Raw genomic sequence first — 25,170 nt, 5'->3', positions numbered from 1 at the left:
CTGGTATATCTCGGGCCTTTGGCTCGTAGGTTTTATTTCGATATCTTCCCCAAGAGCGATTCCACCCCACTCATGACGACGAGGCCGGCATGAATGTGACACCCAAATGATGTAGGGTACATGTGGGCCCACTGCCCATCCGTCTCACTTAGATATTCGACAAGAGGCCCTCCCATGATTATTCGCAGAACTTTCCTGCTTCTGGCCACCTCTCTCACCACGTCCATTGCACTGGCGCAAACGACAGTCAGTGTGCCCGCTTCTCCAACTCGTGCGTTTGAGGTAGCATCCATCCGTCCGCATCAGGGCCTTCCTCACGTGATTGGAGGATTCTCTTCCTCGGGTCCTCGCCTGACCCTCGAAGCCTACACCTGGATGGCTCTCATCGAGGAGGCATACAACCTGAAGGGCTATCAGGTCTCAGCCTCTGGGCCCGATTTGCCATCACAAGAAACTTACTTCGACATCGCGGCGATCGCCGAAGGTAACAGCAGTCCGACAAGGGATGAATTTCGGCCACTACTCCAGACGCTCCTGACGCAGCGATTCAACCTAAAATTTCATTTCGCAATCAAAGAAATAAATGTGTATGCGCTCACTGTCAGCAAGAGTGGTGCGAAATTTAAATCCAGCGCTCCCGATACGTCAGAAATGGGTTTGATCGGTGTCCATGGCCGCAATCAGACCCTATCCTTGCCCCGCGAAACGATGGCGTCTCTAGCCACAGACATCGCAAACAGCTTTATAGATGATCGACCGGTAGTGGATAGAACGGGGCTGATCGGAACCTACGATATAAAGCTGGAGGCAACGCCAGAATTCAGAATCGATAGAAATTCCGAATCCGAGGACATCAGCGTATTCACCGCCGTTCAGGAGCAACTCGGACTCAAACTCGAACCGGCGAAAGCCAATATCCAGATCCTGGTAGTCGACCACATCGATAAGCCGACGGAGAACTAGGCGGCTAAAGCCGTGTTGCAATGTGAGTATTTACGGCACGCGTGAACGCGTGCCCTTAACGAAACCCCTCCATGCGCAAACGAGGCCTACAACCCACATCTCAAATGCGAGATGGGTGGCACCCACTTTGGTTTCAACTCAGACGAGGGCCACACGCCGTGCTACTGCGTAACATCAGTAATTCGACTTTGCTGACGTAGTTAGAAGCTGAAGATGGTACCGAAGTAGATGATGCGATTCGCGTTCGGGCTGCCGCCGAAGGCATTGTTGAGGGAGAGGCTCTCGCCGAACTGCGGTCCCAGGGTTCCCACTGGCGTTCCGTAGTTGGTGTGATTGAATACGTTATCCACTTCGACGCGGAAGTTAAGCCCATAAGGCTTGGGGGGAGGAGGCGGCGGCGGGGGGAGCTTGCCGTTTGGTCCAGGTTTGGCCGGCGGTGCTGGAGGTGCTGGAGGCGCCTTGCCGAAGAGAAAGGTTTTTTCCAGACGCAATCCGGTATAGACGAAGCGGGGGCCGGTGCCGTAGTTGATAGGAATGATCGTCTCCCCAGGCTGAGGATCGGCATTGAATGTGCCAAAGGCCGTTTTGTATACGGATGCTGCCGGGCTGGAGGCAGTAGCGAAGCTGGGCCGGTCGTTGTATTGGTTGTCACCGTTGAGGTCTGTGCCGGTTGTGATGTTGAAGGGCTGGCGGTTAAAGTAGGCGGCGAACAGACCGAGGTTGATGCCCAATGGAAGATTGAAGTTCCCGCCGGTGAATATTCGGAAAGTAGGCGAAGCAGCGCGACCGTAATCGGCGGCAAGATGATATTGGTTCGTCGGAAAGCTGGTTGCTCCACCGGTGTCGCCGTTCCTTGCGAAGTATCCGGCAAAGGTAAAGAGATTGATTTTCTTGGTGGGATTCAGTTGCGCATTGGCGAACACTAAATTTTCATTGGAAGAACCGTTGGAGGAAAACTGATAGATGTTCTGCGTTCCTCCCAGCGGACGAACGCCGCTACCTGGCTCGCCATAAATAAATGTGCCCGGAAGCGGTGCGTTGATGTTGCGCGAGACCCATTGGTGATCGCCCTGGAAGCGCAGGTAGTTGAAGGATACGGAGCCAATCTTACCGAGTTGGCGGTCTGCGCTGATACCAGCGATGACGTTGTACTGCGAACGCAGATGGGGATAGATGTTGTAGAGCGTCGGTTGCTGTGCCGCTCCTCCCGCGCACGATGGCACCGGGTTTGTGATGCAGGCCGACGGCGGATTGTCGAACACATAGGATTGCTGCAGCGTGCCGGTTTGCTGGCGAATGGCTGTAAGAATATTGCCGTTCTGGAAGCGGTCGTAAAACAGACCAAACCCTGAGCGCAGCGTAACAATCGGTGGCTTTTTGTCGGTTTGTCCGATGGCCCAGGCCCCACCCACGCGGGGCGCGGGATCGAAGTGGTCTGGAATAGCGGACTGGCTCTCGATGCGGAGGCCGTAGTTGAGTGTGATGTTCTTGCGTACCTTCCACTCGTCTTCTGCGTAGAGCGCAAGGTCTCCTGTGAATACCTCGGCGGAGGGCGTGCCGGTCGTGATGTTGAACTGGCTCAACGTCCCGCTATGGAAGTTATCCAGTGCGGTGGTCGTGTTATTGGTACCCGGCGTGTAGGTGTACTGCCCGTTATAGCCAGCATTGCTGTAGTTACCGTCGCGAATGGTCCGATAGCGACCACCGAGACGGATGAAGTGCGCGCCGTGCTGCATGGAGAAGTACTCCTGCAACTCGGTGCGGTCTGTGTTGTCCCGGGAAGACTGCGCGGCACTGCCGCCGCCGTTGAAGTAGCCCTGGACTACCAGCGTGGGATCGGTGGAGAGCGGGGTCTGGCCGGCGCGTGCGCGAATGTATTGAAAGCGGCTCTCGAGAATTTTGTTCTTGCCGATATTCTGCGTGTCGGAGAGCTGTAAGGTCTGTGTGGTGGACGAACTACTGAATGCCTGCGTCTGCAAGGTCTGCTGCGCGGCAACCGGGGCCGGGGCGTTGAAGTTAAACGGAGCCGTCAGGCCGTTGGTCAGCGTTACATGATTGATCTCGTAACGGCCGGTGAGGATATTGTTGGCCGTGACCTGCCGATCCAGCCGGATAGTGAAGTCGCCATTGACCGTGGGGCTGGCAATGGCGGTCACAAAGGGTGAGTTGCTGGTAGGCGTAGCTGCTGCATTAATGACCGAGTTGTTCTGCTGGTCGTTGTAGACACCATTCATGAAAAACGATGTTTTCTTCCCGATAGGGCCGCTCACGTTGCCGCGCACAGTCAACATGTAATAGGGCGGCTGGGCGCCGGTGATGGGGTTCTGGGTATTGAACGCGTTGTCGGTCGAATAGGCCATGATGCGGCCGTGGATCTTGTCGCTTCCAGGCTTGGTAAAGATCTCCACGCGGCCAAAACCGATCTCAGCGTACTGCGCGGAGTAAGGGTTTTGGTTGATGCGGATCTCGCGAATAGAATCTTTGGGCGGAATCGCGCCGCCGGAGAATCCGTCCACATAGATCGAGGCGGGATGTGTCGGATCGGATCCGGCCATGGATTCAATCTGCTGTTGGAATGTGGCATCGTCGTCCGACATGGTGTCGAGCTCCGCCTGCCCAAGAACCATCGCGCTCTTGTTGGAGTCTGCGCTGGTAGAGCTTTGGTTCGCGAACACGTTGACCTGTTCAGAGTCAGTGGCGATCACCAACTCGGCATTCAGGTGGGTGACCGAGTTTGCGTGGGAGATCGTGACCGTCGAGCGGAACGGGGTAAAGCCGTCAGCGACTACTGTGATGTCGTAGGTGCCTGGTGGGAGCGCAATACTATAGTTGCCCACCGCGTCGGAGATAACGTTTGGGATCTTCGAGTTCTCTGATTTGTGCTGTTCCACATGGATTGCCGCCCCGGGAATGACGGCGCCGGTTGGGTCGGCAACTATGCCCGAGAGAGTACCCGTTCTCTTGGCGTCAACGGCCAGATTGGCTGCCGCAATATGTTGCGTAGCCGAAGCAGCCGAAGCAAATACACCGGAGCAGAAAAGAAAGATGCTACAGATAATCCGTCGCAAGCAGGGTTCCTCAAAGTAATCTTCGGATACGCAGATGCAGAGACGTACGTGCGTTAGACTCCAGAGGCGTGCTTGAAGTTAGGAAGAATTGTTGTGGAAGTGAAAAAATAATGGTCTCACTCCAGATTTAGGGAGTGTGCGCCGGGCCACGTTTGGAGCATCGAGGAACTGGTGGCGAGGATATCTGAGTTGGGATACCGCAGGTGCAGCTACCTTGATTCTGCTCTAGTTTTGTGAAGGCTTCTCGACATGGTCAATCACAATGACTGGCGCCGAAGCTGTTTGCGGTTGAAGCTTCAGTCCCAATTGTTCTTGAATGGCAGTGAAAATCGACGGACCGGAAGAATCAGGGATCTCCGCTGTTCCGGATGTGTCATTTGGCGTCCAATTCAGGTCCCAATCGTAATCCCCAGTGAGTCCGGTGTGATCTAGAATCGGCCTTCTACCAAGTTCAGCCTGGTGAGAGAGGCTTCTGACAAGCGCACTGATAGGTGCGTCGGTGCCACGAATTTGTCCTCTTCCCATCATCCCTCCCTCACCTTGGTGACTTACATTTTCTCTAAGGTGAGTGCCGTTTTTGGCGATTGCTAAAACATATACAGGGAGGTCCTTCGTCCCCCAATGCAGAGTGAGCTTGAAACGGTCCGCGAGGAGTGGTCGAAGCATCTGGCTTCGCTGATCCGGCGTAAGATCTTTCAGTCGAGCCACATCAGCACTGTCCACCTTTGCCTCAATATCGTAAGCGGTTGAATCAGTCCAATTCGGTGCGCCTGCGATCTGGGTATTCTGCACTCCATATGCCTGCATCATGAGGGCACTGAGCTTGATGTTGGTGCATGTGAATCCATCAGGCGTAAAACCCATCATGAACGGTCCGTCCGGAGACTTTTCCAGCTTAATGGATGCAACCGAAAAAACGGGAAGACCGTCGCCACCTGCTTCGACAGCTTTTAAAAGCCTTATCTTCGCTATGTCGAATACGACTGGCCCTGTAACTGCCATCACACAACACGCAACCAATGCTATCTTCCGGCTTAGGCTCAATCTTTCAAGGCATAAATTCATAACAACAAGTCCTCGTCTTCCAGGGTACGTGTGGGCGACCCGGCAGACAATTGAAGAGCGTACTTCACTCTAAACTACAATTCTCACCGGCAGGGTTCTGCGCCCAAAGGAGCTTCCTATGGCTGACACCTTCACAATTGATCCGGCCCACACGGCCGTCTTGAGCATGGATTGTCAAGCCGGCATCGTTTCCATCTACACCCGAGAGGCCAAAGACGATTTTCTAGTTCGAGTCGCAAGTGTTCTTCAGCATGCTCGTGCTACAGGCATGACTATCATCCACATCCAGGTAGGTTTTCGGCCGGGACTCCCCGAGATCAGTTCCCGAAATGCACTCTTCGGAGCCATTAAATCCTCAGAGCAACATCAGCGACTATTTCGGGAACCGCTTGGCGCTATCCCGGATGCCATCGCACCGCAGGGCGATGAAATCGTTATCACCAAGCACCGAATCAGTGCCTTCGCCGGCACGGATCTCGCGATGATTCTTCGCGCCAATCATATCGATACCTTGGTTCTTTATGGCATTGCGACCAGTGGGGTTGTCCTTTCTACCCTTATCGAGGCTTCTGACGCCGATTACCGTCTTGCGGTCATCGGCGATTGTTGCGCTGACCTAGACTCAGCGCTTCACGATTGCCTCATCCAGCGATTCTTCCCCGCACGCGGGGCTGTCTTCTCGGCTGAGGTTTTTATCGCCGCCTCATCGAGCACAGATAAACAGTCGTGAAACGTTCTTGCTGGATAGATCGAATGCGTTGACACGCTGTGGGCAAGAGCCGAAATGACGTGGTTTGTATGGCGCACGACGTTTTTGGTCGCACGAGCGAAAAACGGGAGGAAGCAGGTTCGCTCGGCTGCGCCTCGGAATGACAAACCAGAAAAGCAAAGGCAAGTGCAACAGCAAAGGCAGAAGCAGATTCCCTGCGGGAATGACAAACCAGAAAAGCAAAGGCAAGTGCAACAGCAAAGGCAGAAGCAGATTCCCTGCGGGAATGACAAAAAGAACAGCAACAGTAAAAGCCATTATGCAGGGAGTATCCAAATGATGCAGGGTACGTGCGGGCGTCCATCTTTATTGACAGTACAGCTGTACAACTGTAGCATCACAGCAGTACAGTGGTGTACACGATGTTTTTCAAACTTAACACTTCGATCGGGCAGCCTTTTTATGTGCAGTTGATGCAACAAATCCGCCATGCAGCGGAGAGCGGTGCGCTGCAGGATGGAGATCAACTGCCGGGGATTCGGACTCTGGCGGAAGAACTCGTTGTGAGCCCAAACACCGTTGCGCGGGCCTATTCGGAGTTGGAGCATGAAGGATTGCTGGAGCTGCGACAGGGCTCTGGCGCGTTTCTCACGATCAAACGCCGGGCGCGTGGTTTGACAGAGCGCGTGCAGGCTGCGAGCAGGAAAGTGGAAGACCTGATCGAAGAGCTGCATCAGGAGGGGCTGCAGGATAACGAGATCTGGAGACTCTTCGAGACGGCGCTTTTCCATCGGGCCGAGATTGGAGCTGAGTGATGAATCCTACTCCTGTGATTGAAACGATTGGATTGAGTAAGACGTACGGGAAGACCGATGCCGTCAGTGGGTTGAACCTGCGAGTGATGCCGAACTGCATCACGGCGTTCCTCGGGCTGAATGGGGCCGGTAAGACTACGACGATCAAGATGCTGCTCGGCATGATTCGTCCGAGCGGAGGAGAAGCCAGAGTCCTTGGGCGGCAGATTGATTCTTCCGATGAGAGCGTGGAGCTACGCCGAAGTGTGGCCTACGTGAGTGAGAGCCAACGCTTATATGACTACATGACTGTTGCACAGATAATCCGCTTTACGCGGTCGTTTTATCCGGCATGGTGTGCCGATACCGAGAAGACGTTGCTGCGTATGTACGAACTACCTCCCAATAGAAAGATCAAATCGCTCTCGAAGGGAATGCGGAGGAAGCTGGCGCTATTGCTGGCCTTTGCGCGAAAACCCGATCTTCTGATTCTGGATGAGCCGAGCGATGGTCTCGATCCAGTTGGTATCGAACAGTTGCTGGAGACGCTGGTGTCACAGTGCAGTACGGGGACATCGATCTTCTTTTCTTCGCATCAGATTGCCGAGGTGGAGAGAGTCGCTGACCGTGTATGCATGATCCACAAGGGGAGGCTTGTGATGGATGCGTCACTGGACGAAGTGCGCGAATCCTACCGGCAGATTGACCTGGTCTTTAACGCGCTGCCTGATGAATACGAACTTCGTATGCCAGGTGTTGAGCGTATTGAGTCTCGGGGACACCAGGTCCGCATGATCGTGAGCGCGAACGCGGAATCGGTGATCGAGCGGGCCCGTGCTTACTATCCAAGTTCGACCGAAGTTAGCCCTATCGGGCTACGCGAGATTTTCCTCGATAGAGTGAAGGAGAACTGACCGATGCTCTGGTACAAGGCATGGCTGGAGACGCGTGCGCGATTTCTCATCTCCTTATTCGGAATTCTTTTTCTGTGCTCTTACTGCGTACTGCATTTAGAACAAGAGGCCGTGCCCGGGACTCTTCTCTCCTACTACAACTACGTACTTACTGAAGGCTATGGGATGCTGGTCATGATGTGGGTGCTCGCTGTGACTCTGCTCATGATGGGCGGCCTGCTGCGGGAGCATGCGCTTGGGTCGGCATCTTTCACGCTTGGGCTTCCGGTGAGCAGGCGCCGGCTCATGATGGTTCGCGTCGGAGTTGGAGCGCTCGAAGCCAGTGCCATCGCGATCATTCCCACCGCCTCCATGTGCGTGATCGCAAGCATTTGGGGTAAACCGTTTTCACTCTCCCAAAACTTGTTTCACCTTGTGCTGCTACTGGCGGGTGGAGCATTTTTCTTTGCGATTGCACTCCTTGTTTCCTCCGTTGTGCGCGGAGAATACACAGCGCCTGTTGTGGCGCTTGGAGTTCTATTGCTCATTGCTGTGACGCTTGGAGATCAGAAGATGCGCTTGTTTAGCCCCCTGGAATTCATGCTGGGCGGCGAGTATTTTAACCGCTCCTCTAGTCTCCTCGTTGGGCCGATCCCCTGGGTCAGAGCAGGGTTATGGGTATGCCTCGCCGCGTTGTTAACCTGGGTTGCGGTGCGCGTTGTAGACCGGAAGGAATTTTGAACGCATGCGGGTATGACCTTCATGACGATAGGGCCGTCATGAAGGTGGTGCCCAAGATGGTGCAGGGTATGTGTGGGGCACCCGCGGTGGTTCTTACACGCGATCTTCTGGGCGATGCGACCGAAGAACGGGAGGAAGCAGGTTCGCTCGGCTGCGCCTCGGAATGACAAACCAGAAAAACAAAGGCAAGAGCAACAGCAGATTCCCTGCGGGAATGACAGAAAGAAAAGCAAGGACAACTGCAAGAGCAACTGCAAGAGCAAAGGCAAGAACAATAGCAAAGGTCTTCCACCCCGTACTTTGCTCAGGATGACGATGTCTGGGGGAAGTGCGAGCTCAGCCTAGAATCAGGCTGCAAGGAACCAGGCTGCAAGCCCTTTAAAAAGACCCGCGCTGCCAGGGAGTAGCAGCGCGGGAGGGTTACAACTCTTCCAGCTCTTATGGCTTGGCGACTGGTGTAGCCCAGCTCTTCTGGCCTGGCGACGGGCTCTTATGGCTTGGCGGCTGGTATGAGATTGGGGGGATACGATGGACGCCTGGAGTGACAACAGGCATTCCCGAACCAACGATCCCCGAGACGATATTGTTGCTGGAGTGGATGGCTCAGACGTTGTCCGAAAGATCGACAGCGATACCCAAACCGCGCTGCCAGAATCGGCGACGCAGGTTAGGTTTGCGCCGCCCGGCCTAGGGCTGGGCGGCGGGTGTAGGGGAAGCGCGTACCCTGACGCTCAAGCGTCAGGGTACGGAGCGACGTAGTTACGGGCGTGTACCAGCGTTGCTGCTTCCGTCTGTCGTTGGGGTAACGGGTAGAGCGGCAGCTAGCGGAGTAACTACCGGAGCACCCAACCCGATGTACTCGGTCACTGCGGCAGTTCCAGTATGAGTTACCCAGAGATTGCCAGAACCGTCGATCGCGGTTCCTTCTTCCGCGCCCGAGCCGCCGCCGTTGTAGCCGTTGGCCCCGGAGAGGAGCGCCCCGGTGTTGGAAAGCTCGGTCTCTACGTTACTTGCGTTATTACTGATCCAGGCGTTGCCATCGCCGTCGATCGCAATTCCACTTGGGTCGCTGATGTCGCCGCCGGTGAAGCTGGTAACTACCCCGGTGTTGGAGATCTTAGTCACGGCGGTGCCTCTGGCATTCGCGATCCAGGCGCTGCCAGAGGCGTCGACCCGGATATCGTATGGCGTACTCAGGCCACCGCCGGTGTAGCCAGTGGTCCCGGAGAGAACTGCCCCGGTGCTGGAGAGCTTGGTCACCGAGTTATTGCCCTCATTACTCACCCACGCGTTGCCTGCACCGTCGATCGTGAGGATATTGGGATCCAGGTTGCCGCCGGTGAAGCCGGTGGTTCCGGAGAGTGGTGCCCCGGTGCTGGAAAGCTTGGTCACCGAGTTAGCGGCCGAATTACCCACCCAGACATTGCCCTGGCCGTCGACCGCGATCCCACCTGGCTTGTTCAGGCCGCCGCCAGTGAAGCCGGTGGTGCCAGAGAGGATTGCCCCGGTGCTGGAAAGCTTGGTCACGGAGTTACCCGAGAAATTAGCTGCCCAGACGTTGCCCGATCCGTCGATCGCCAGCCAACCTGGCGCGTCAAGGCCGCCGCCGGTGTAGCCGGTGGTTCCGGAGAGGAATGCACCAGCGCTGGAGATCTCTGTTACGGAGTTAGTTCCAGGGTTCGGCACCCAGGCATTACCCGAAGCATCGATCGCGATTCCAACGTCAGTGCTGATGCCGCCGCCGGTGAAGTTGATACCGAAAGCCAAGTCGGTGCCGGTGGAAAAGGTGGGGCTGAAGGGTGGCACAGTCGGTACCGTGTTCAGGAGTGCCTGAACATTTTGGCCGGGATTTTGAGCGATGTTAATGGCCGCTGTTGCGGTATCGGTGGGTGCGGTACCGGCTCTGTTATGGGTATCGCCGAAGAGCGTGGCGCATCCGGAGGAGGCCGTACCGGTGGAGTTGACGCAAACGGCCAGGATGTCCGCGATGGTATTGATCCTGAACCCGGGAACTGAGGCATTGCTATTGAGCGGCAACGTTGCATTGGGGAGCCCGCTGGCCTGGTTCACCAGATTCAACGCCGTAGTGAAGGCATTGGCCAAACCGGTCGCGGAGAGTGAGTGACCCGCTACCGAGGTGGGCGCTCCGATGTGGGTGGGGTCGGTGGCAAAGCCCTCCAACGCAAAGGCCGTAGCAACCGTGCTTTCCTCATTCATGGTCACGAAGGTGACGCTGGGGAAGGCACCGCTGGGAGTAGCACTTGCGCAGTTGCCCAGCACGGCCAACAATCCCGCTCCTGCGTTATTGCCGGTGGTGGTGCCAATGCCATTGAGCTGCGGGTCGCCGCCGGTCGAATAGAGGTAGATCTGGGTCCCCGGGGTGCAGGCGAAGGCTCCATCGATATTGAAGTTGCCGGCCACGTCGGTGGTGACGTAGAAGTTCGTTCCGTCACTGGTGGTGACTCCCGGGGAGCTGGTCAACAGGGAGGTCGCGGCATTGGTGGTGGAAGCCGCGATACCGGAGCCGCCGTACCCGGTGGTGCTGGCCGCGTACATATAGACGTGCGCGCCATTGAGCGACTGCTGGCCACCGTGAACGACGCCCTGGATGTGCATGGCCGTCGCGGTGGAAGTGTTGGAGGCATCCCCGAAGTTCGCTGAGCACCCGCTCAGCACAAGGACACTAGCAAGGCCCGCAAGACCGGCCACGAAAGAGAGAGATTGATATTTTGTAGTCACGCAGTTTTCCCTTCGGCCAGAAGGTTGCAGGTCCCGGCACGCAGTATGGAGCGTTTCATCGGTTGAGATTTCGGGTGACCGAAATCGTGGCTAGGATCCCAGCGCAAAAAATGGAAAGGAGGGAAGGTTTATGAAACCGGTTACCCTGCATGATCGTAGGGTTTCCGACATAGTGTCAAGAGGGAGACTCCGTTTATTGGAAACGATTCCAACAAAAATCCACGGATCAAATCAGAGGATGTCTTGTGCTGAGAATAAGTTAGCAAACGCTATCCAAATCCTGAAAATATTTTTCCAGGTGCTGAAACCAATACGTCGTCCAGGCAATAGAGAACGCGTCCGAGACAACCGTCTGTGGGTTGAAAAGAAGAATCGCCGGGGCCGACATGGAGTCTCGCGGAGGCTCTGACTCGGACCGCTTCCTTAATAGAAGTGGGTGCCCTCTATCTCGTTTCTGCGACGTGGGAGTTTGTGGTGGCAAGGTTTGCCAAAGTTTGTGCGGGAGTTGCTAAGGATGTATCCGTGGCTGAGGCAGATTGTTTCGCCACGGTACAAGAAGGCAATTTAGTCGCTGCGCCCTTCGGGCTTCGCTCCGGCCTGCGGCAGCGAGGTGTGGCCTTTGGCGCGGCGTTTACGGCCCGGTTAAAACCGGGCCCTTCCGGTTCGTGCCTCAACCAACTGTTTGCACCGTTCGATCTGACTCCAAGGGAAGTTTGCGCTTCGCACTGTGGGTGGTACCCAAATGATGCAGGGTATGCGTGGACTGCCCGACGAGAAGCCGAATCCAGGTTATCCATGACGGCTCAATGAGGGCAGCGGCGATTTTTCTCGCCAGTTAACAGAACTATGGCCAACTTTTAGTTGGCCTTTGGGTTACGAATATTCAGTCATGTATTTGTAAGCAGGGTGCACCCTTCATCACGGCGTGATTGTCATGAGTGGGTGGCGATGATATCTGAGCCTGGAGGAACGATGTCCTGTGTTGTCATAACTCGCATACTTCGCCGACGTCTGGCATTAGCGGTTGCTGCGCTTACACTGATCACGCTTATCCGGGGATACCAGGGGCACGCATTATCCGCCCAGACAGTACCTTCGTCGTCTGAATTACAACCTGCTATTGCGGAAGCACCGAGCCCCTGGCGTCCGCTCCTTGTACACGAAGACAGCCACGTAGTCGTCATGGAGTATGAGGCATGGTTTGGCCCCAATGCTGTCACGTTTCAAACCAGTGCCGCCAAACCCCTATTGCAGTCCGAGGACATGCAATCGATCGGTGGTGGTTACGACAGCGCAGATCCGGTAGTGATCAGACAGCATACTGAATGGATGGAACATATGGGAGTCGATGCTGCCCTGGTCGACTTAACCAATAATGTGAGCTGCATCTTCAATAGCGAGTGGTTCGTGGAGAAGTACCTCCAGAACTCATGTCCTCCTTTTCGTAGCGACTATCAAACGATCCGCGACAATACGGGCAATCTTTATCCTGCATGGACGAGGCTCGGTACCCGACTGAAGCTGGTGCCTCTGCTTGGCGGCATCGACCAGGATGTTTTGTACAAGGATCAGGACGGAAAGACGGCATTAGAAAAGGAAGTCGAATACTTTGGTGAGCTCATGCACCAGCATCCCAACCTTGAAGTGATTTACCAGGGGAAGCCCCTGATGGTGATTTATCTGGGCGCGGCGCAAGACCCGGTGCCTTCCGACAATCCTCTCTGGTTCCAGATCCGCAAGTTCCTGATAGCCCATCCGCAGGTTGCCGATAAATATACCATCAGGATGATGGCGGGATATCTCGACAGCCAACCAGAACTGTGGACTAACCAAGCCACTCCCGATAAGCCAGTAGAAATCGATCCGGAGTTTGGGTTCTGGAGCTGGGTGGACAGGCTCAATACGACATGTACGCTTGTGTCCTGTCCTTATTACCCTTCCTACAACAGAGTTGGTTCTCGCGTGGAGAACTTCACCGCTTCGATTGCCACGGCGGGACAGAGTGGATGGGGCTGCCCGAATTCGAATGAGTTGCCGTACTGTCCCGACGATGCTCTGCGCTATGGCAAAGATGACTCGTATGAGACGTTCGATTCGTTCATGGCCGACGCTCGAAAGCTAGATCCGATTTTTTTGATCCTCCATCAGTTCAATGAATTCAATTCGCCTGATGAGGGATGGGACGCCAACACCAATGACGATATCGAGCCAGCCAACCAGTGGGGAAGCAGGGCACTTGAAGTTGTGAGAGATCAGATCTCCCTCTATCGCCACGAGAGAGGATCAGCGGATCCGCGCGAAAACAGCGACGCGCCGTGAACCTGTTTCGCGCTGTACTAAGGCGTTTAGGAACGGTCTCGTGCAGATTGCGGAGTAGGCCCATTCATGACGGTGGCCGTCATGAATGAGGCACCCAAGGTGCAGGGTACGTGGGCTACCAGCCATGGAAAAGTAGGCTCACTCAACGCTTCTGTTCCAGCTGCAGCAGCATGCCATCCGGCTGCGGCGCAAACCCAAGGGACGTATACAGAGCACGCCCCTCGCTAGACGAGGTCAGCGTCACTTGATCGATCTTCGACTCGCGGCACCAGTTCAGCATCTCGTTCAGCAGGGATCGCGCAATGCCTTGCTTGCGATGCCGCGCATGGGTATAGATATTCGCAATGTGCGCGGACCTCACCACTCGAAGACAACCGGGTAGAGGCCCGACCTCCGAGAGGTGGAGACCACCTCCCGCAACGATTTGACCCTCCAGTTCAACCACCCAACCCTTGTATTGACCGCGTTCCATCACATCGGCAAACCACGGCGCAGATGCAACGGTAAGCGCTTCAGCCTCGCTCTGGATCACCAGCCCCATATCCAGAAACATCAGGCCGCGATGCCTGGCGATCTCACCAGCATCAGCTACACCAGCTGTCCTTAGTGTGTAGGAACTCTCCATTCCTGCATTATGCACGTACGCTGGCTTCAGGTAGTCGCCCCCATAACTTTGCCTCTATCCCCATTCATGACGATGTTTGGGGGATTGAAATACAAATCGCAGTTGAAAGAGGCGCTATTCTGCCTGTGACGTAAACGAAACACCGGGGCTCTCTTCTATTGCCCGATTGATTGATTCCTTCCTTAATTTCGGTGGATGTGGGCGTTTTATCCGGGTGTTTCGGATACACCACGATGTCTTGAACTCTATCTGCCGCTCTATCGGCTCTGCTAGGTTGGTTCGCATGCAAAGGTCCGACACTGTTCTGCATGGGCACCCAAACGATGTAGGGTACATGGGCTACCCCCCTGATTCAGAGTTTCTGCTACGCCTTCGTGGAAGGTGGTTGTGTGGAGAACGGTTTGGCGTTCCAGAGACACGCATGGATACAGATACCGGCTCTTCGCTGCAACCACAACAACCAGATAAGAGAGAACGCCAGGAGCACAGCAGGATTGAAGCTCATTCAAGTCGATCTAACTCAACCCCTTGTCACGGGGAGGAAGATCCTCGGGGTCCTTCGGCTGCGTAACTCGCACTTCGCTCAGGATGACGATTGTGTGGTTATGTCGGGTGCCATAGCGAGAGGCCCAGGCTAGAGCCCCTCTGGTTGGGTATTGTTGCCGCAGCCTAAAGGCCGCTGCTACTCCCAAGAGCAGCGACAACGGCGAGTGCCCAGATGATTCGAGGTGCGAATGGGTTACGCGGCGGGTTTGATCATGCGCTATTCAATGGCAATCTCGGGCTCTGCTCTGGGCTGAGTAGCATTTCCGGTCCATTGTTCTTCACGTTGCCCACAGCCGAATTACAGGGACTCAATTGCATTGCTTCAGAGTCGTAGGGCCTGAGCAAATGCAGAGGTGCAGGTCGAACGCTGTCACGATCCAGCCACTCTGCCCAGTCACGCTGGAGCAGGATGGCTGGCATTCGCGTATGAATCTGAGACATGATTTCGTTTGCCTCCGTGGTGACAATGGAAAAGCTTTGCAGCCATTTGTCTACGGACTGAGGGGACGACTTAGGCTCTTTCCACGCATCCCAGAGGCCAGCGAACGCCATGGGCTCGCCGTCCGTGAGGCTGATGGCATAGGGCTGCTTCTTCGGCTTCCTGGAATCATCCAACACCTTCCACTCATAGAAACCGTCCGCAGGTACGAGGCAGCGTCGGCTCTTGAGTGGCCCTTTCCAGGTGGGTGAACTGGAAAGCGTCTCGGCTTTGGCAAGGAATGTTGAAATTCCCTTGAAGTCAGCGAGGCTTGTGGCGAAGAACGGGATCATGCCCCACCTGGCTAGAACCATCTCGCGCTCGTCGCTGTCTCGTTGCTGGCGGACGATGGGTTGAAAGGTGCTCGGAGCTATGTTGTAGTTCGGTGGTAGAGGGTCAGCGAAGACTTTGGAAGCATTGAGCTTTTCGGCGATCTTCTGTTTCTTCCGCTTGTTATAGTACCGGCCACACATGGCTCTACCTTATTACATGTGGGCAGGGTGAGACGCAAAAACGCCCGGGCCTCGTGAGAGGTTGCCGGGCGCTTTTGCTTGCCTGAACCACGGGTTAGAACGGCTTACTTCTTAGCTGGGCTGGTGTGATTCGATGCGTACCTTTACGGGAGACTTCTTCGCAGCCTTCTTGACCGCTTTCTTTGCGGCTTTCTTTGCTGGGGCCTTCTTCGCAGCCTTCTTTGCAGGGGCTTTCTTTGCGGCCTTCTTCGCCGGGGCCTTCTTTGCAGCTTTCTTCGCTGCCTTCTTTGCAGCTTTCTTTGCCGGGGCCTTCTTCGCAGCTTTAACCAGTAATGGACTATAGGGCATAGTGTAAGGTCTTCCTTTCCATCGTTGATTTTGTGTTGCTGGTGTCAACATTGCACCTGCTGCAGTGAAATAGCAAGTACTTTCTGGGGGGCGAGTGGCTGCTTCAACGGTGATATTGGGGATCACCTCGCACGAGGTTCGAAGCTGACATCGCGATGTGCTATTCAGACCTATAACGGACACTGCATGATTAGCAGGCGCAGCCATTCCCCGAATTTGTATCCCGCTTCCGGTAACAAACCGACCTGCTGAAATCCCAACGATGCATGCAGAGAGACAGAGGGAACATTCACGCCGCAGATGCAGGCAACCATGGAGTGACAACCCCTGGCCTGACATTGCAGGATCAACTCAGACAGGAGCGCTTTGCCGACTCCGTGGCCGATACAGTCCGGGCGCACGTAAATGGAGTCTTCGACCGTATAGCGGTAGCCTTCGCGAGGGCGGAATTGCGAGGCGTAACAATAGCCCACGATATAGCCCTCGAGCTCGGCTACGAGATAGGGAAGATCACGGTCCAGAACGGCCTGTCGTCTTCTCAACATCTCCGACTCATCCGGCGCGACGATTTCGAAGGTCGCCGTGCTGGTTGTGACGAACCTGCTGTAGATCGCTGTGACGTAGGGCATGTCTGCAGGAGTTGAAGGACGAACTAAGCAGTCCGAGACGTCGCGAGGATTGTCTGCCAGGGCGGTTGAGGTACTTTCAGGTTCCGTTTGACTTGGATTAGAGATGGCCTCTCCTCGAGGGTTTAATCTTCTCTTTTCTCTTAGTAGAACTTTAAACATATAAAGAAGGAATAAAGTTTCCGGATTGATTCATAGAGCTTACGCAGAGCGCGATGCCAATGTTTGTGGTGCGCTTTGCGTCTAAGAGGCCCACAAGGAATCAAGGGTTGAGAGCTCGGTATATCTCGCCAGCGCAGCCGAGATATATCGGGCCTTCAGCCCTTGATACCTTGTTAGGCTCGTTACCTGGGGCTTGCGCCCCAGGCTGGGATATATCGCCCCTTTGGGGCTGGGTATCGTGCCACTCTGCGAATTTTATGCACGTCCTCTAATGATGTAGGGTGCGTGTGGGTGATGTAGGGTGCGTGTGGCCACACGCTTGGCTCACGCTATGGATGAGGATCAGTTAGGTCCACTCGGGGAACTGAGATCGATTCTCGTCCAGGGCTGAGATCTTATGCATATCGTCAGCGTCCAACTTGAAATCGAAGATGGCCAGGTTTTCGCGGCGATGTTCCGGGTTCGACGAACGAGGGATCGCGATGACCCCGCGCTGGTGGTGCCAGCGTAGAACAGTCTGCGCGACAGTTTTGCCATGCTTTTTGCCAATCTGCTCTAACACTGGGTTCGTGAAGAGTCCGTTGCGTCCTTCTGCGAAGGGAGCCCATGCTTCCATCTGCACACCAGCAGTACGCAACGACTCAAGTTCTCCCGTCTCTTGAAGGAAGGGGTGTGTTTCCAACTGATTAATGGCAGGCTTTGTCTTCGCTCCAGCGGTCAGGCTGGAGAGCTGTGTCTGGTCGAAGTTGCTCAGGCCAATTGCCTTGATTTTTCCGGCGGTGTTGAGCTCTTCCATGGCCCGCCACGATCCGTTCACATCTCCACGCGGGCGATGGATGAGATAAAGATCGAGGTATTCGAGCTGAAGCTTGTCGAGAGTCGTTTGAAAGGCGCGCTTTGCCGGTTCGTACCCGGCATCTTCCACCCAAATCTTCGATGTCACAAAGAGAGACTTGCGGTCGATTCCGCTCTTCTTGATCCCAGCGCCCACAGCCTCTTCATTTTGATAGACCTTGGCCGTGTCGATCAGACGATAGCCAGCTGTGATGGCGTCTGCGACGCTCTCCATGCACACATCACCGCGTAGACCGTAGGTTCCAAAGCCAAGGACTGGCATCATCACACCGTTGCCGAGCCGCACCTGCGGTATAGAAGCTTGCCCCTTGTCGGAGGCCCATCCCACGCGACCGAAGGCGGCGGCTGTGGCAACGAGCGCTACTCCCTTCAGTACGGTGCGGCGGCTAATCTGGTTCGTTTTTCGTTGTTGTTCATGTTCTGCGTTCCGCTTTCTGCCAGACGGGCTAACAGAGGCGATGGTACAGATAATTACGCTTTTCGTCTAAACCGCAGGTGCGAGGTCCACAAGGAATCAAGGGCTGTAAGCCCGACGTATATATCGCCAGTGCAGACGAGATATATCGGGCTTTCAGCCCTTGATTCCTTGTTAGGTCCGTTACCTGGGGCTTGCGCCCCAGGCTGGGATATACCGCCCCTTTGGGGCTGGAGATCGTGGCAGTCTGCGGCTTGTGTGTGTGTCCTCAGGGCGCGTATGTCCTGCTGCGCAATGCTGAACGTTTTCCAAGTTCGATGAGTAGAAGACAAGCTGGTCCTATCGATGCGAATGGCAATAGATTTGGAAGGTGCACCAGAGGGATCGGTATGATTTGCCAGCTCCACAGCTCCATCAGCAGCCACTGTTGCTCGATCAGACCAAGAAGAACGAGGGCTATAGAACAACGAAAGAAGATGCTGAGTGTCCTGGATTGGCGGACACGTGACTTTGTCTGGAGGATTCCCAAGATGAAGGGGAGAAGCACGGTGATCGCATAGACGATCAGCGGAAACCAAACGCGATAGAAGACGTGGGAGAAGACGGGCCCGTTGGGAAAGTATTTGTCCTTTGTATGGAAAAGAGGTGCCGGTACATGGGAGGGGATGCCAACAATGTTCACGAAGAGAGACGTGACCACAAACAGGATTGCCATCGAAAGGCGTGCCTTGCGGGATAGCTGTGCGATCAATCGCCCGCAGGCCCATGAGCAGCAGAAGAGTACGAAGGCAAATTTTGCTGCCTCCCAGCTGTACTCGCGCGCTCCATACCAGAAGCCAGGATTCCTCAACAGAACCGCATCCGTATTGTTGATCAACATCCAGCTATAAACCGCACTCCAACCTGCGAAGTATCTGGCGGTCTGAGCGAGCACGACAGCCAATGGGAATGCGGCGGTGGTGAGGACAAGCCAAGGTTGCCACCCAGCCCATTGAATAAGTTGTCTCCTGACGACCAGGCTAAGAACCTGCAACACCGATGCGCTCGGAGACTCGTGCGCTTCCAGCAAGTCTCCGGCGACGACTTCTCTCTCATCGCTGTCGAGTGCTCCCAGCAAACTCCGCAGCAGGGAATTCATTATGGGCATTGCGCCTCCCAGGAAATGTCTCGGCTGACTCTCGATATAGCGCGATAGAAGGCGGAGGCTGATTCGATTCCCTTGGCCGTCACCGAGACCATACGCTTTGCGCGGCCGCCGCGCTGTGCCGTTGCCTCGCCCATCCATGTTCTTACCAGGCCTTTCGCTTCCAGGCGATCCAGTGTTGTGTAGAGTGAGCCGATCGAGCAGGGTCTCTCCGTTGCTTCCTCGACTTCACGACGAATGGACGCGCCATAGGCGTCTTCGCCGAGGCGGTGAGTCGCTGCGATCAACAGGTATTCGAATTCACCGATCATTAGTGTTACATTGTAGAGGTTATGGGGCGAACTGTCGATGGGACATGGAGGGAAGTATGCGGAGAAAAGCTCCAAGCATGATTACAACTAAGTTTTTCAGAGTAGGACTGAGGCTTGTTGTTTGCGGTCTAGCGCTCGTAAGCATGTCGGTTGTGCCTGCTCTGTATGGTCAGCAGGATAAACACGCTTCGCTTATACCGCCTGCAAGCCGGAAGGCTGCGCCAGCTTTTGAACTTGTGAGTCAGGACGGCAGGAAGATGCGCGTCTCCGACTACCGGGGCAAGGTGCTTCTGCTTAACTTTTGGGCTACGGATTGCGGGGGCTGCGTGCTGGAGATCCCATCGTTCATAGAGCTGGAGAAGGCTTACAAGGATAAGGGGTTTACTGCTGTTGGCGTCGCGATGGATATCTCCTATGAAGGGCTGAAGGATGCTAACGAGGCATGGGGCAGGGTGAGGCCGTTCATGGCCAAGAAAGGGATCAATTACCCCATAGCCATGGGTGACGATGCGATCTCCAAAGCCTATGCCTTGAATGCGTATCCGGCCACCTATCTGATCGACAAGTCGGGCAAAGTAGCGGTGGCCTATGTGGGTGTTGTTATAGACAAGGACAATGTTGAAACAAATATCAAGGGACTTCTATCGGAGCGATGATTCGGGAGATGCTAAGAGGTGTCCCGAAATTTGCATGGAAATCGTGTTGGCGTCGGATAGAAATGTCACTATGCGCTAGCGCCATGGGCAGCGACGCTTCTTCGGAATAGTCTAGTGTTCATGAATGTTGGGCGCCTAACCAGTCCTCAATTCGCGCTTGCTTGCGCGACTCTATTCGCCAACACATTAGGGCATGCGCAGGGCGCCGCTTCACCGGTAGAGCAAAGCAGTACGCCTGTGCTCCCGGTGCAGTCGAATCTGGTGTTGGTTCCAACCCTGGTTACGAATAAGACGGGTGAAGTCGTTTACGCCTTGAACGCTCAGGATTTCAAGATTGAAGACAACGGGGTGGAACAAAGGGCGATTCTGGACGAGGATTCGAGTGAGCAGCCTCTTAGTCTTGTTGTCGCTGTGCAGACGGGTGGCGTGGCCAGTCAACATCTTCCTGATCTTCGCCGCGTGGAGACCATGCTGGAGACAATGATCGGCGACGTTCCCCACCATGTTGCCGTGGTCAGCTTCGATAGCAAGCCTCATCTGGTTCAGGACTTCACGCAGGACCTGAACCAGATCGGCACCAACATGCAGAGCCTCCGAACGGGTGATCAAGGCGCAGCGATTCTGGATGGTCTTGCCTTTTCTCTCAGGCTACTGCAGAGAGAGCCTCCAACGTTCCGCCGGGCTATCCTGCTCATCAGCGAAGCGGTGGATCATGGAAGTGTGACTGGAATCGCTGAGGCGCTGCGTGATGTGAGTGAAAGCAACACTGCGATCTATAGCATGACGTTCTCTACGGACAAGGCAGTGGCGGGTGCGGCGATGGCTAACAAGGCGCCTCCAACTGGGACGAGTTCGTGCGATCAGCATGGAGCTCAAGCCGTGGGTGGCAATCCACGACAAGGCAGTTGCGTGAGCTTTACTCCTCTGATCGTTCTTGGGGCACGTCTCGGAGTGAATGGCTTGCGGCGCAACACCGCGGAAGCTGTTGCGAGACTTACCGGTGGGGAATCTATGCGGTTTGAGGATGAAAAGAGTCTGGAAAGCGGATTGTTCACGATCTCCAACCAGCTTTCGAATCGCTACATGCTCAGCTTTACTCCTCGCTCGCCAGCGCCTGGGCTGCATACTATCCAGGTGACCTTGAGGAATTACCCAGAACTACAGGTGTCGGCAAGAAGCAGCTATTGGGTAGCCGGGAAAAGCGAGCCTAGAGTTCAGTAGCTGGGTGCCCAGATGATGTAGGGTACGTATGGCTGCCCACCGGGTGCAGTCATACGGGTTGAAATGGTGTGGAAGGTATCGGTGCAGCAAAGCTCTTCGGGGTCCTTCGACTGCGCTCAGGATGACGATTTTGTGATGATGCGAAAAGGGAATGGCTTGGGTGGGCCTTTCGGATATTGCTTTAGGTTTGGTTTTTCGCCGGCATGAGCAAAAGGCCCAGGGCTAAAGCCCGGTCTGGTTGGATCTTGTTTCCGCGGCCTAAAGGCCGCTGCTACTCCCAAGAGCAACAGCAACGACAAAGCAAAAGCAAAAGCAGATTCCCTGCGGGAATGACAAAAAAAATCCGTCACGATTTGCTGGTGTGCAGGGTGGTTACTTGATGGGCTGGGGGGTTGTGAAGAAATCAACCAGGCTTTGGGGGGCGTTTGGGCCGATACATACGTTGAGGATCTCTTCCGCGTCCGCAGCCTCGGAGGCGCTGCGGGGAAAGAGGTCCGTTTCATACGCGAGGAGTGCGGCTTCAACGTTACCGGGGTTGGCGGCGATGGCCTTTGCGAGTTCAGCGCCGTCGAACATGGCGAGGTTGGCTCCTTCTCCAGACGGCGCCATCAGGTGTGCTGCATCGCCGAGCAGTGTTACCCCGGGTATGCGATCCCATCTGTGCTCGATCGGGAGTGAATAGATAGGGCGGAGCACAGGGGCAGTCTCACCGTCGGTGATGAGCGCTGTCAGCGCTGGAGCCCAGCCGTCGAACTCCTCGGCGACGCGGGCCAAGGCTGTTGCAGGGTCGATGAAGCGGATGCTGTTTATCCATTCTTTTGGCTTGTTCATCTGAATGTACGTGTGCAGTATGCCATTGGGCTCGCGGTGCGCGAAGATGCCTTTTCCTGGCGACGGCGCAAACATCGCGCCACCACCGACGGCTTCTGCGCTTGGCTTGTGACGAGTGTCGCAATCAAACAGGTATGTCTCGATGAAGGACGTGCCGATATAGGTTGGCTTCGCGTCGGAGAGAAGGGGGCGAACTTTTGACCAGGCGCCGGCGGCACCTACGAGGAGATCGGTGGTCGTTGTAGAGCCGTTAGCAAAGGTCAGTATGTGCCGTCCGTCTCCTAGTGGGGATGCGGCTGTGAGTTTGTGTCCCCAGCGGACTGTGTTGGCAGGAAGTGATTCAAGGAGAATTCGACGGAGCTCTCCGCGAGGCACCTCGGGACGACCGCCGGTGCCGTCGTCGGGATCGTCGTGCAGGATGTTACCGTGCTTGTCGAGTATGCGTGATGCCTGACCGCCAGGGTGGATGATCTCGAGGAACTTATCGAATAGCCCCGCTGCCTTGAGGGCGAGCTGCCCGTTGTATTCGTGGATGTCGAGCATGCCGCCCTGCGTGCGCGCGTTCGCCGAGGCCTCGGCTTCGTAGACCGTTGCGGCAATGCCGTGGACGTGTAGGACGCGTGCAAGCGTGAGGCCGCCGAGCCCGGCGCCGATGATCGTGACTGGAGTGTTCATACTGACTCCTTCATCAACCAGCGTGCGGCAGCGTTTTGGAACTCGCTGCCGTCCGGAGTGCCGTCAGAGGCCCAGGCGATAAACCCATCAGGCCGTATGAGTGCAGAGCTTAAGCCGAACTGTTCTTTCGCGCGGCCTGAAACGTATTTGATTCGGCCGCCATATTCACTCGCCAAAGTTTTGAGGGAAGCGTTCCCTTCGAAATCAAGCAGTATCGCGTGGCCATCGTGCATGAGTTCGCCGATGGTTGCACCGTCTTCAAACTCAAAGTTGGGAACGCTGTGGCCAATGAGAGGGTGATTGCCCCCAAGATCGTAGTGAGTGAAGACGCCCCACACCCTTGCTGCCATATAAGTAGCACCATCGCATGTGTTCATGAGGTCGCGGATGATTGCATTCAGCGCGCGGGCCTGTGGGCTTGGGTTCATGATGGCAACCTGGGCTCGTGACCAATCCAGAACCTGAACGCCCAAGGGGTGTCGTTCCGTTTGATAACTGTCCAACAAGCCTTCCGGCGCTCTCTTTTGGAGGGTTGCGGCGAGCTTCCAGCCCAGGTTCGTCGCATCGCCCAGACCAAGGTTTAATCCCTGGCCTCCCAGCGGCGCGTGAATGTGCGCGGCATCGCCGGCTAAAAATACCCGCCCGTTACGATAGGTTGTGGCTTGCCGGGCCCGGTCAGTCCAGGTGGTTACGGCATGCAAGGCGCTGATCGTAACGTCGGTGTTCGAGACGCGGCGTAGCGCTCCTTGAATATGTTCCAGCGTGGGTGGTTCTGCACGATGAGCGGCCCCGCCATCAAACTCCACCATCACCAGATAACCGGGCTGCGATTGGAAGTACAGGCCAGTTGATGTCAGGTTGCGGCCTGGACTGAGTTTCTCCGGATCGGCAATGTCAATCTGAGCAGAGTAGCCGGTAAATTCTGGCTCCGTGCCGGCGAATTCAAAACCACCGACCTTGCGAACAACACTACGGCTTCCGTCGCAGCCCACGAGCCACTTCGCTTGAAAAGATTGGCCGCCGGACTGAACCGTTACTCCGTCCTCGGTTTGATGAAAGCCGGTAATGGCAAGGCCGCGTTTGATCGCGACACCCAGAGCTTCTGCGCGACGAGCCAACACAGATTCAAGCTCCGCCATTTCAGAGATCAAACTAGTATCGGTCGAGCTTGGCAGGCGATAGCTCCACTGTGAGGTGTCAATATTGCTGTCAAGAAAGGGGATGCCGGCGAAGTGTCCTCCCTGACGCCGTGGCGCCTGTACGGGAGTTGAGGTTTTAAGGCGTTTGTGGATCTCAAGTTCTTTTAGCAAGCCGCGACGGTACAGCGCTTCGATCGTGGGTGTCGAGAGTCCCCGCATTCCGAACGGAAGTTGCTTCAAGGACGAGTGCGGATTCTGCGCCTTTTCCAGGATGAGGACGGAACATTTGGCCAAGGCCAGTTCACAGGCAAGAAATAAGCCTACAGGCCCTGCGCCGGAAATAATGACATCGTGTGTGGCTGGAGTATTCATCCTGACGCCTTCATGGTCGGGGATCGTTGCAGGGAACTCCATTGAGAGGAATGGAACGTCATTCCATTATTGTGGAATGACGTTCCATATGTGTCAAGATAGAGCATGGCCAAAAAAGCGCGTGCCAGTCAGCGACGGGAAGAATCGCTCTCACGGGAGCACATCATTGAGGCGTCGATTGAGCTTTTGGATAGTAGCGGGGAAGGTGGTCTGACGTTCCGCGCGCTGTCCGAGCGGCTCGCGACCGGTCCTGGTGCTATCTATTGGCACATCGCCGACAAGAGCGATCTGTTGACCGCGGCCTGCGACGCTATCGTGGCGCGCACGATGGAGGCGCTCGTGGCCGGCGCGAAGCCGAAGGCAACGATTCGGGCCCTCGCGCTGGGTATGTTTGATGCGATCGACGAGCATCCGTGGGTTGGCTCGGCGCTTACACAGGCTCCTGGGGAGTTGCCCATTGTGCGTATCCTCGAACGACTAGGCCAGCAGGTTCGCGCTCTTGGTGTGCCGGCGAAAGAAGAGCGGGCAACAGTGTCTGCGTTGCTGGACTACATCCTTGGCGTTGGTGGGCGGAATGCGGCCAACGGGCAGCTCGCTCGGACACGAAGCCTCGATAGGTCCGACTTTCTGGAGGCGTTGGCGACTGCCTGGTCTCAGCTCGATCCGGAGGAGTATCCGTTCACACGCAGCATGGCCGGACAGTTACGCGATCATGACGATCGTAAGGATTTTCTAGCCGGGATCGATCTCATCCTCAGAGGTATTGAAGCCTCGCGGCGGGTGTAGATCGAAGCTGCATCGGATCGGTTGCGTGTGGGCTATTCGCCTTGGTTGTTGCACACGATCTTCTGGGTGACGCGACCGAAGAACGGGAGGAAGCAGGTTCGCTCGCTGCGCTCGGAATGACAACCAGAAAAGCAAAGGCAAAAGCAAAGGCAGAAGCAGAAGCAGAAGCAGATTCCCTGCGGGAATGACAAGCCAGAAAGGCAACAGCAAGTGCAA

Annotated in this window: 21 protein-coding genes; 9 read left to right on the top strand and 12 right to left on the bottom strand. The window is 55.6% G+C overall.

What is annotated here, in order from left to right; all coding sequences use genetic code 11:
- Positions 1–174: 174 nt before the first annotated feature.
- Positions 175–963 carry a TIGR03435 family protein gene (locus GSQ91_RS06020; RefSeq protein WP_158820365.1) on the top strand — a complete coding sequence of 263 codons (789 nt, stop codon included), beginning with the start codon at positions 175–177 and terminating at the stop codon, positions 961–963.
- Between the two features lie 200 nt (positions 964–1,163).
- Here the strand turns inward: GSQ91_RS06020 and GSQ91_RS06015 are convergent, their stop codons facing one another.
- Complete coding sequence (locus GSQ91_RS06015; protein WP_158820364.1) at positions 1,164–4,031, bottom strand: TonB-dependent receptor; 2,868 nt, start codon at positions 4,029–4,031, stop codon at positions 1,164–1,166.
- Positions 4,032–4,256: 225 nt separating this feature from the next.
- Positions 4,257–5,033, bottom strand: coding sequence for a TIGR03435 family protein (locus GSQ91_RS06010; protein WP_158820363.1), 777 nt, complete (start codon positions 5,031–5,033; stop codon positions 4,257–4,259).
- A gap of 181 nt (positions 5,034–5,214) precedes the next feature.
- On the opposite strand from GSQ91_RS06010, the gene GSQ91_RS06005 reads away from it, so the two are divergent.
- The 4 genes from GSQ91_RS06005 (at position 5,215) to GSQ91_RS05990 (ending at position 8,233) form a co-directional block, all read left to right on the top strand.
- Positions 5,215–5,826 carry a cysteine hydrolase family protein gene (locus tag GSQ91_RS06005; protein WP_158820362.1) on the top strand — a complete coding sequence of 204 codons (612 nt, stop codon included), beginning with the start codon at positions 5,215–5,217 and terminating at the stop codon, positions 5,824–5,826.
- A gap of 401 nt (positions 5,827–6,227) precedes the next feature.
- Positions 6,228–6,620, top strand: coding sequence for a GntR family transcriptional regulator (locus GSQ91_RS06000; RefSeq protein WP_158820361.1), 393 nt, complete (start codon positions 6,228–6,230; stop codon positions 6,618–6,620).
- Positions 6,620–7,513 carry an ABC transporter ATP-binding protein gene (locus GSQ91_RS05995; RefSeq protein WP_158820360.1) on the top strand — a complete coding sequence of 298 codons (894 nt, stop codon included), beginning with the start codon at positions 6,620–6,622 and terminating at the stop codon, positions 7,511–7,513. The genes GSQ91_RS06000 and GSQ91_RS05995 overlap by 1 nt, the downstream gene beginning before the upstream one ends.
- 3 nt (positions 7,514–7,516) lie before the next feature.
- Entirely contained in the window at positions 7,517–8,233 is a 717-nt protein-coding gene (locus tag GSQ91_RS05990) for an ABC transporter permease subunit (protein ID WP_158820359.1), read from the top strand.
- A 759-nt stretch (positions 8,234–8,992) separates the two neighbouring features.
- On the opposite strand, the gene GSQ91_RS05985 is transcribed toward GSQ91_RS05990, so the two are convergent.
- Positions 8,993–10,972 (bottom strand): NHL repeat-containing protein, encoded by a 1,980-nt coding sequence (locus GSQ91_RS05985; RefSeq protein ID WP_158820358.1) that lies wholly within the window; start codon positions 10,970–10,972, stop codon positions 8,993–8,995.
- Positions 10,973–11,944: 972 nt separating this feature from the next.
- On the opposite strand from GSQ91_RS05985, the gene GSQ91_RS05980 reads away from it, so the two are divergent.
- Positions 11,945–13,291: a hypothetical protein gene (locus GSQ91_RS05980; protein WP_158820357.1), complete on the top strand. Its 1,347-nt coding sequence runs from the start codon at positions 11,945–11,947 to the stop codon at positions 13,289–13,291.
- A 142-nt stretch (positions 13,292–13,433) separates the two neighbouring features.
- On the opposite strand, the gene GSQ91_RS05975 is transcribed toward GSQ91_RS05980, so the two are convergent.
- The 7 genes from GSQ91_RS05975 to GSQ91_RS05945 form a co-directional block, all read right to left on the bottom strand.
- Complete coding sequence (locus GSQ91_RS05975; protein ID WP_158820356.1) at positions 13,434–13,931, bottom strand: GNAT family N-acetyltransferase; 498 nt, start codon at positions 13,929–13,931, stop codon at positions 13,434–13,436.
- A 741-nt stretch (positions 13,932–14,672) separates the two neighbouring features.
- Positions 14,673–15,413 carry an SOS response-associated peptidase gene (locus tag GSQ91_RS05970; RefSeq protein ID WP_158820355.1) on the bottom strand — a complete coding sequence of 247 codons (741 nt, stop codon included), beginning with the start codon at positions 15,411–15,413 and terminating at the stop codon, positions 14,673–14,675.
- Between the two features lie 111 nt (positions 15,414–15,524).
- Entirely contained in the window at positions 15,525–15,761 is a 237-nt protein-coding gene (locus GSQ91_RS05965) for a hypothetical protein (RefSeq protein WP_158820354.1), read from the bottom strand.
- Between the two features lie 170 nt (positions 15,762–15,931).
- Positions 15,932–16,390: a GNAT family N-acetyltransferase gene (locus tag GSQ91_RS05960; protein WP_254064382.1), complete on the bottom strand. Its 459-nt coding sequence runs from the start codon at positions 16,388–16,390 to the stop codon at positions 15,932–15,934.
- 505 nt (positions 16,391–16,895) lie between these two features.
- On the bottom strand, positions 16,896–17,669 hold the full coding sequence (locus GSQ91_RS05955; RefSeq protein WP_254064381.1) for an aldo/keto reductase: 774 nt from the start codon (positions 17,667–17,669) through the stop codon (positions 16,896–16,898).
- 418 nt (positions 17,670–18,087) lie between these two features.
- A complete protein-coding gene (locus GSQ91_RS05950) occupies positions 18,088–18,966 on the bottom strand; it encodes a hypothetical protein (protein ID WP_158820352.1) in 879 nt (292 codons plus the stop codon).
- Positions 18,957–19,274, bottom strand: coding sequence for a PadR family transcriptional regulator (locus tag GSQ91_RS05945; protein ID WP_158820351.1), 318 nt, complete (start codon positions 19,272–19,274; stop codon positions 18,957–18,959). The genes GSQ91_RS05950 and GSQ91_RS05945 overlap by 10 nt, the downstream gene beginning before the upstream one ends.
- A gap of 77 nt (positions 19,275–19,351) precedes the next feature.
- Between GSQ91_RS05945 and GSQ91_RS05940 the strand changes: the two genes are divergently transcribed.
- Together GSQ91_RS05940 and GSQ91_RS05935 are read left to right on the top strand one after the other, a co-directional pair.
- The gene (locus GSQ91_RS05940) at positions 19,352–19,930 is read left to right on the top strand and encodes a peroxiredoxin (RefSeq protein ID WP_158820350.1); all 579 of its coding nucleotides are present in this window, start codon (positions 19,352–19,354) and stop codon (positions 19,928–19,930) included.
- Positions 19,931–20,050: 120 nt separating this feature from the next.
- On the top strand, positions 20,051–21,151 hold the full coding sequence (locus GSQ91_RS05935; RefSeq protein WP_158820349.1) for a VWA domain-containing protein: 1,101 nt from the start codon (positions 20,051–20,053) through the stop codon (positions 21,149–21,151).
- A 372-nt stretch (positions 21,152–21,523) separates the two neighbouring features.
- On the opposite strand, the gene GSQ91_RS05930 is transcribed toward GSQ91_RS05935, so the two are convergent.
- Positions 21,524–22,657, bottom strand: coding sequence for an NAD(P)/FAD-dependent oxidoreductase (locus GSQ91_RS05930; RefSeq protein ID WP_158820348.1), 1,134 nt, complete (start codon positions 22,655–22,657; stop codon positions 21,524–21,526).
- Positions 22,654–24,168, bottom strand: a complete 1,515-nt coding sequence (locus GSQ91_RS05925; protein ID WP_158820347.1) for an FAD-dependent monooxygenase — start codon at positions 24,166–24,168, stop codon at positions 22,654–22,656. The genes GSQ91_RS05930 and GSQ91_RS05925 overlap by 4 nt, the downstream gene beginning before the upstream one ends.
- A 105-nt stretch (positions 24,169–24,273) precedes the next feature.
- On the opposite strand from GSQ91_RS05925, the gene GSQ91_RS05920 reads away from it, so the two are divergent.
- Positions 24,274–24,954 (top strand): TetR/AcrR family transcriptional regulator, encoded by a 681-nt coding sequence (locus GSQ91_RS05920; protein ID WP_158820346.1) that lies wholly within the window; start codon positions 24,274–24,276, stop codon positions 24,952–24,954.
- Positions 24,955–25,170 lie beyond the last annotated feature (216 nt).

Source organism: Granulicella sp. S156 (genome assembly GCF_009766105.1).
In the GTDB taxonomy this organism is placed as follows: Bacteria; Acidobacteriota; Terriglobia; order Terriglobales; family Acidobacteriaceae; genus Granulicella.
Note: the sequence above shows the minus strand (reverse complement) of the source record. Positions and strands in the feature narration are given on the sequence as shown.